Source organism: Paenibacillus macquariensis, from assembly GCF_900156375.1.
In the GTDB taxonomy this organism is placed as follows: domain Bacteria; phylum Bacillota; class Bacilli; order Paenibacillales; family Paenibacillaceae; genus Paenibacillus_AQ; species Paenibacillus_AQ macquariensis.
Window position 1 is genome coordinate 302,426 of record NZ_FTNK01000007.1, and the last position, 6,186, is coordinate 308,611.

Annotated in this window: 5 protein-coding genes and 5 tRNA genes; 1 reads left to right on the forward strand and 9 read right to left on the reverse strand. The window is 39.3% G+C overall.

Going from position 1 to position 6,186, the window contains the following annotated elements:
• Positions 1 to 12: 12 nt before the first annotated feature.
• The 3 genes from BW961_RS15290 to BW961_RS15300 form a co-directional block, all read right to left on the reverse strand.
• Positions 13 to 843 (reverse strand): carbohydrate ABC transporter permease, encoded by an 831-nt coding sequence (locus BW961_RS15290; RefSeq protein WP_068588079.1) that lies wholly within the window; start codon positions 841 to 843, stop codon positions 13 to 15.
• Complete coding sequence (locus tag BW961_RS15295) at positions 843 to 1,727, reverse strand: carbohydrate ABC transporter permease (RefSeq protein WP_068588082.1); 885 nt, start codon at positions 1,725 to 1,727, stop codon at positions 843 to 845. Before BW961_RS15295 ends, BW961_RS15290 begins: the two co-directional genes overlap by 1 nt.
• Before the next feature lie 100 nt (positions 1,728 to 1,827).
• The gene (locus BW961_RS15300; protein WP_068588086.1) at positions 1,828 to 3,216 is read right to left on the reverse strand and encodes an ABC transporter substrate-binding protein; all 1,389 of its coding nucleotides are present in this window, start codon (positions 3,214 to 3,216) and stop codon (positions 1,828 to 1,830) included.
• Positions 3,217 to 3,718: 502 nt separating this feature from the next.
• Here BW961_RS15300 and BW961_RS15305 point away from each other — a divergent pair.
• Positions 3,719 to 4,789, forward strand: coding sequence for a branched-chain amino acid aminotransferase (locus BW961_RS15305; RefSeq protein ID WP_068588088.1), 1,071 nt, complete (start codon positions 3,719 to 3,721; stop codon positions 4,787 to 4,789).
• A gap of 75 nt (positions 4,790 to 4,864) precedes the next feature.
• Here BW961_RS15305 and BW961_RS15310 read toward each other — a convergent pair whose 3' ends face one another.
• The 6 genes from BW961_RS15310 to BW961_RS15335 form a co-directional block, all read right to left on the reverse strand.
• Entirely contained in the window at positions 4,865 to 5,560 is a 696-nt protein-coding gene (locus BW961_RS15310; protein WP_068588091.1) for a BofC C-terminal domain-containing protein, read from the reverse strand.
• Between the two features lie 103 nt (positions 5,561 to 5,663).
• Positions 5,664 to 5,737: transfer RNA gene (locus tag BW961_RS15315), tRNA-Pro, on the reverse strand.
• A gap of 5 nt (positions 5,738 to 5,742) precedes the next feature.
• Positions 5,743 to 5,822: transfer RNA gene (locus tag BW961_RS15320), tRNA-Leu, on the reverse strand.
• Between the two features lie 24 nt (positions 5,823 to 5,846).
• Positions 5,847 to 5,923, reverse strand: a tRNA-Arg gene (locus tag BW961_RS15325).
• A gap of 19 nt (positions 5,924 to 5,942) precedes the next feature.
• Positions 5,943 to 6,017: transfer RNA gene (locus BW961_RS15330), tRNA-Gly, on the reverse strand.
• A 7-nt stretch (positions 6,018 to 6,024) separates the two neighbouring features.
• Positions 6,025 to 6,109, reverse strand: a tRNA-Leu gene (locus BW961_RS15335).
• Positions 6,110 to 6,186: the final 77 nt, after the last annotated feature.

Here is a 6,186-nt window from a genome sequence, read left to right on the forward strand (position 1 = left end):
TCGAAGAAAGGTTTATCCTTTTACGCTTCCCGCTGTTAAACCTTCGATAATCTTTTCCTGAAGGAACGCATAAATAATTACAACTGGTAACACACTGTAGACGATACCCGCTGACATTTGTGCGTAGTTCATCTGGTATTGATCACGGAACTGTACCATTCCCACCGGAAGTGTACGTAGTTCATCATTGGAAAGGAAATAGTTGGCAAGCAAGAATTCATTCCAATTTCCCAGGAAATTAACAATGAATACTGTAACCATTGCTGGAACCGTCAAAGGTACAATAATTTTAGCAAAAATACCTGGAGCATTCAAGCCATCCATTACTGCTGCTTCTTCAATTTCTCTTGGAAGAATACGCATAAAGGCTGCTAAAATGATAACAGTAAATGGAATTGCGTTGGCAATATAAGGAATGATTAGCGCCCAGTGTGTATTCAGTATCCCTAGCTTACGCACAATAGTATAAATAGGTAGCATAAGTGCATTATTAGGAATTAACATTCCTACTAGAACCAAGGAAAAAAGTATACCGTTCCATTTGCCTTGACGCATACGAGTTACCGCAAATGCAAACATCGAACCCAGCAAAATGGTTACTACTGACGCAAAAATAGCTATATACATACTGTTGAAGAAATACGTACTAATCTTGGCATTTACCCAGGCTTCAATATAATTATCGAAAACAAATTCCTTAGGAATACCAAAAGGATTCAAGGCGATCTCAAGATTATTCTTCTTAACTGATGAGAATAACACAAACAGGAAAGGGAAGAGAATAACGAGCAGATATGCTAGCAAAATCACATGTGGGATACACTTTTTCAAGGTACGAAGCATCAGTATTCAATCCTTTCATTACGTCTGGCAATCAACAGCTGGTAAAGAGCCGTAACCAACAGCGTAAAAATAAAGATCAGAACGGCGATTGCATTGCCGTACCCATATTTAAAGTTGGTGATTGCATATTTAATCATGTAGGTTGCCATTACTTCAGTAGAACCAGCTGGTCCACCCTTCGTCATGACGATGACAATATCAGCAGCTTTCATAGCTCCTGCAATGGATAACATAATAACGACAGTTATAATTGGCATGATGAGTGGAAGTGTTATTCTTGTTGCACGCTGAACGCCAGTAGCTCCGTCAATCATCGCAGCTTCATTCAGTTCACCTGGAATCGACAGAATCGCTGCCAACACCATTACAATATAAAATCCAGTCCATTGCCAAGCATTCGTGATCAAAATAGAGATCATTGCGAATCTTTCATCAGACAACCAGTAGATTGGCTCTATACCAACCAGTCCGATTAGCTTATTAAGCAGACCAATATTTGGCTCATAGATGAAGCCCCAAAGAATACCGATAACTGCAGTCGACATAATTGAAGGCATAAATACAGCTGTCTTGTACAGCCCCTTCAGTTTTTTAACATTAGCAATTAAGAGTGAGAACAATACAATTAAAGGTACTTGTATAAAAACGGAGAAACAAATAAATAATCCGTTGTTTTTTGCTGATATCCAGAAACGCTCATCTCCAAGCGCTTTTTTGAAATTCGTAAGACCCGAAAACTTAACTGTATCAGAAACACCATTCCAGCTGGTAAAGCTATAATACAAGGAACTAAAGATGGGATAAATAAAAAACATCATAAACAGAAATAGTGCCGGTAAAACAAATAGGGTAAAGACTAAGGGATTTCTCAGTGCTTTGTTCATGACTACCTCCGATTGTTGGACATTAGCGGATGTGTTTGCTAGGAGATTTTAAAAACGTACCCTGGATCAATGAACCAGGGTACATTCAATTTACTGCTCCTTATTCCACTGCTGCGTTTGCTTCTTCTTGTACTTTCTGGATTGCTGCTCCCATTTTTTCAGGAGTTGTTTGACCACCGATCAAACTTTGAATTTGGATATTACTGATTTCTGTTGTAACATCTGCTTGAACAAGTGAATCAAATGCTGGGAATGACGATTGGGAAGCATTAAGAACTGCTACGATTTCACTCATCAGACCATCTGTAATGTTTTCGTTCAACACAGCTTGATCAATCTTCATGGAAGGAAGAACACCGTCTTCTACAAGTCCACGTAATTGCATTTTTTCATTGTAGAAGTTCTTGATGAATGATGTAACAGCAGCTAACTGACGAGGATCATTTGCAACAGAAGCAGAGAATCCGTAGCCATTGTTCACATCGCGCATAAGTGCAGTTTGATCGCCTACTCCGCCATCAACAGCAGGTAGATTGAAGAATCCAACTTTACCAATCAAACCTTCACCGGATTGACCAGCTTTGAATACGGAAGACTTCCAAGTTCCGTCATACATAAGAATGGCTTCACCACTTGTGAATTGAGTTGTATATTCAGCATATTCAAAGCCAAGTTCGCCTTTTTTGAAATAACCTTTGTCTACCCATTCTTTATACTTAGCAAAACCTTGAACTACGTTAGCGTCACTCCATTTAGCTTCGCCAGTAGCGAACTTGTTAGTAACGTCTGGACCTGCATAACGAGACCACAAGTGGTTAGCAAGCATTAGAGGTACCCATCCAGCTTTAGAAGCTCCAGTCATTGGTACTTTGCCATCTGCTTTGATATCAGCTAGTTGTTGATCTAATTCTGCAAATGTAGTTGGTGCTTTCCAGCCTTTGCTTTCATAGTAACCTTTATTATAGAAGAAACCTTCACCAGAACCACCGATTGGCAATCCGTATACTTTTCCTTCATAAGTGAAAGGATCAAGGTTAGAGAACTTGTCTTGAATGCCTAGTTCTGCAAGAATTGGTGTCAAATCAAGTAATTTGTTTTCTTTAGCATAAATTTTGGAGTCAGGACTTCCGAAAAGTTCAAAGATTTCAGGAGTGCTTCCTGCAGCCATTTCACCGCGAAGTTTTTCTTTACGGTTTACGTCTGAATCTACTCCGTCAAGTTTGAATGTCAGACCAGGAACATCTTGTTGAACCGTTTTCACAACATCTTCAAGAATAGCGAAACGTTTCTGTTTGTCCGCACCTATCTGTGTATGGCGGATCGTCATTTCAAACGGTTCTTCGCTTACTTTCTCTTCTGTCTTAACTTCTGGTGTATCTTTTTCCTTGTTTGTTGCGTTAGTAGCAACCTTATCGTTGCCTCCACAAGCTGTTAGTAACGCTGAAGTAACGAAAATCAAGGACAAAATCATTGTTATACTCTTTTTCATTTTTATGACCCTCCATATATATAATGATTTCTTTTACACTTCTTATTATAGAAAGCGCATTCTATTCTCGCAAGGTAAGGTTCATCTACAAAAGGGATAAAATACTCTAATGTAAGCGAAATCATTGGGTATTTAAGACATTCGATGTTAGATTTAATAACATTTAGTATACATTTGGCGATGTGGTATCATCATTTATGTCATAAAACTTATACATATCGTGTTGTTTCTATCAATTATAAAAAAATGAATTGAGGTAATTATTCGGTAAGAGTAACAAAAAAAACCATAGAGACATCAAAAACTCCATCCCGCTATTAAAAATTCAATAGTTATACCAACATCCTAGTTAATCTTGACACTTAATATACTTAGAAATTTCATACGTGTAATTCATGCCCATAATGGTAACTATTATATTAATGGAATAATTGGATTGACCAATTGTTTTTTTATTCTTTATAATGTAAGATAATATATTTCATTGAGACATAGGAGGATTATGAACATGGAAGAAATCAAAATTCAGCAAACAGACATCCGCAAAGATAAACCAGATCAAAGTAATCTACCTTTCGGTCATTATTTTACAGACCATATGTTTCTACTAGACTACAATTTAGAACAAGGGTGGCATGAGCCTCGTATTGTTCCTTATGCTCCATTAGTGTTAGATCCTGCAGCAATGGTATTTCACTACGGTCAAGCCGTTTTTGAGGGCATGAAAGCATTCATAGCGAAAGATGAGCAAATTCTTTTGTTCAGACCTAATAAAAATATGGAACGCTTCAACCAATCGAACAGACGTCTTGAAATTCCAGAAATCGATGGTGATTTCATCATCCATGCTATTCAAACACTAGTTAATGTAGACAAAGAATGGATTCCTTCTGGAAAAGGTACTTCACTATATATTCGACCTTTTATTATTGCAACTGAAGCATGCTTGGGCGTACGTGCCTCCCACACTTACCAACTTCTCGTTATTCTATCTCCTGTTGGCGCTTACTACAGCGAAGGATTAGAACCTGTTAAGATTAATGTAGAAAGCTCTTATACACGTGCGGTTCGTGGTGGACTAGGAACTGCTAAAGCAGCAGGTAATTACGCTGCTAGTATTAAAGCACAGACAGAGGCTAAGGATGCTGGGTACTCTCAAGTGCTTTGGCTAGATGCTATTGAGAAGAGATATATTGAGGAAGTTGGCAGCATGAATATATTCTTCAAGATTAATGGCAAAGTTATTACCCCTCAACTGAACGGTAGCATTTTAGCAGGTGTAACCCGAGATTCTATTATGGAGCTATTAAACAATTGGGAAGTTCCTGTTGAAGAACGTCAGATTTCCATAGAAGAAGTCTACGAAGCATCCCTTAATGGTGCTTTAGAAGAGGTTTTTGGAACCGGCACTGCTGCTGTTATTTCTCCTGTTGGGGAATTATTCTGGAATAATCATCAAATGATTGTTAATGAAGGGCATATCGGCCAACTTTCACAGAAGCTCTATGATACCATTACTGGTATTCAAACTGGATTGCTACCGGATACTCTTCAATGGACAGTCCAAGTGTAACCTTATATATTGTAAACAAAAACAAATCCCTCTAGTTCACTAGAAGGATTTGTTTTTGTTCTCTTCAGTTTATCTTTAATTCGTCCTCTTCATAACATTCGCGCTATGTTCCCGCGCATAATCACTAAAGGTCGATATAACACTATTATACTCATCAATATCCTGTATTCGAATCCCATCGTATAATTCTTTTAGCACGTCTTCAGGGAGTGTCGATTCCATGGAATTGATATCAAGCTGAAAAAATGTTTTTAATACCTTTTCTTTTTTCGGTGGCCCTTCATACAAGGTAAGATTCCCATCTGCATCCATACTCATATATGCCTTCTGTTTACAGACTGGAGATAGGTCTGAGATCGATTCTATCAGCCATACATCCCCGTTATGATCAAGATGTCCTATCCAAGTAGGGTTCTTATGAATCAGTTCACTAATGTTCTTAAAACCCATCTTTCCTAGAAGCTGTTCTTCTTGGCCACAAACATAACTTCTCCTAAACACAACCTTATGATCTTTATCCGAATCATTCAATCTTTGTAAAAAATACCGATCGTCTTTCGATTCTCCATCATCCGAAGAATTTTGTAGATATTGTAAAGTTTCGACAGCAATTTGTGGTTTTGAATTCAATAAAGATTGAACTTTTTCGGAGAGATGTAATCCCCACCATGCCATCCCAACTACGATCACACACAATGCGGTTGTTCCAGTACGTCGCTTCCACTGTTTCCAATTCTTTTTAATTTGCTTTTTTAGTTTAGAAGCATTCACATTGATCCCCTTCTATCTGCCTTCTTTTCTTTATTGTGACCGAAGAGTGATAGATTTATACAGCAAAAAGACCATCGAATAACTTCGATGGTCTTTAAGATTATCGGGACGACACGATTTGAACATGCGACCCCCTGGACCCAAACCAGGTGCTCTACCAAGCTGAGCTACGTCCCGTTGTATGCCGGTGAAGGGACTCGAACCCCCACGGTTTCCCTCACGATTTTGAGTCGTGCGCGTCTGCCAGTTCCGCCACACCGGCGAATATGTACTTACTAAATAAAAATGGTGCGCCCTAAGAGATTCGAACTCCTGGCCTTTTGATTCGTAGTCAAACGCTCTATCCAGCTGAGCTAAGGGCGCAAATACATGAAGAAAAAAATGGAGCGGACGACGGGAATCGAACCCGCGACCCTCGCCTTGGCAAGGCGATGCTCTACCGCTGAGCCACGTCCGCAAACATATGGTGCGCGTGGAGGGACTTGAACCCCCACGTCGTGAAACGCTAGATCCTAAGTCTAGTGCGTCTGCCAATTCCGCCACACGCGCACACTGATAAAGAAATGGTGAGTCATGAAGGATTCGAACCTTCGACACCCTGATTAAAAGTCAGGTGCTCTACCGAC

Coding starts and splice junctions, on each gene's coding strand:
- BW961_RS15295 (WP_068588082.1), bottom strand. CDS start 1,727: ATGAACAAAGCACTGAGAAATCCCTTAGTCTTTACCCTATTTGTTTTA.
- BW961_RS15300 (WP_068588086.1), bottom strand. CDS start 3,216: ATGAAAAAGAGTATAACAATGATTTTGTCCTTGATTTTCGTTACTTCA.
- BW961_RS15290 (WP_068588079.1), bottom strand. CDS start 843: ATGCTTCGTACCTTGAAAAAGTGTATCCCACATGTGATTTTGCTAGCA.
- BW961_RS15305 (WP_068588088.1), top strand. CDS start 3,719: ATGAACATGGAAGAAATCAAAATTCAGCAAACAGACATCCGCAAAGAT.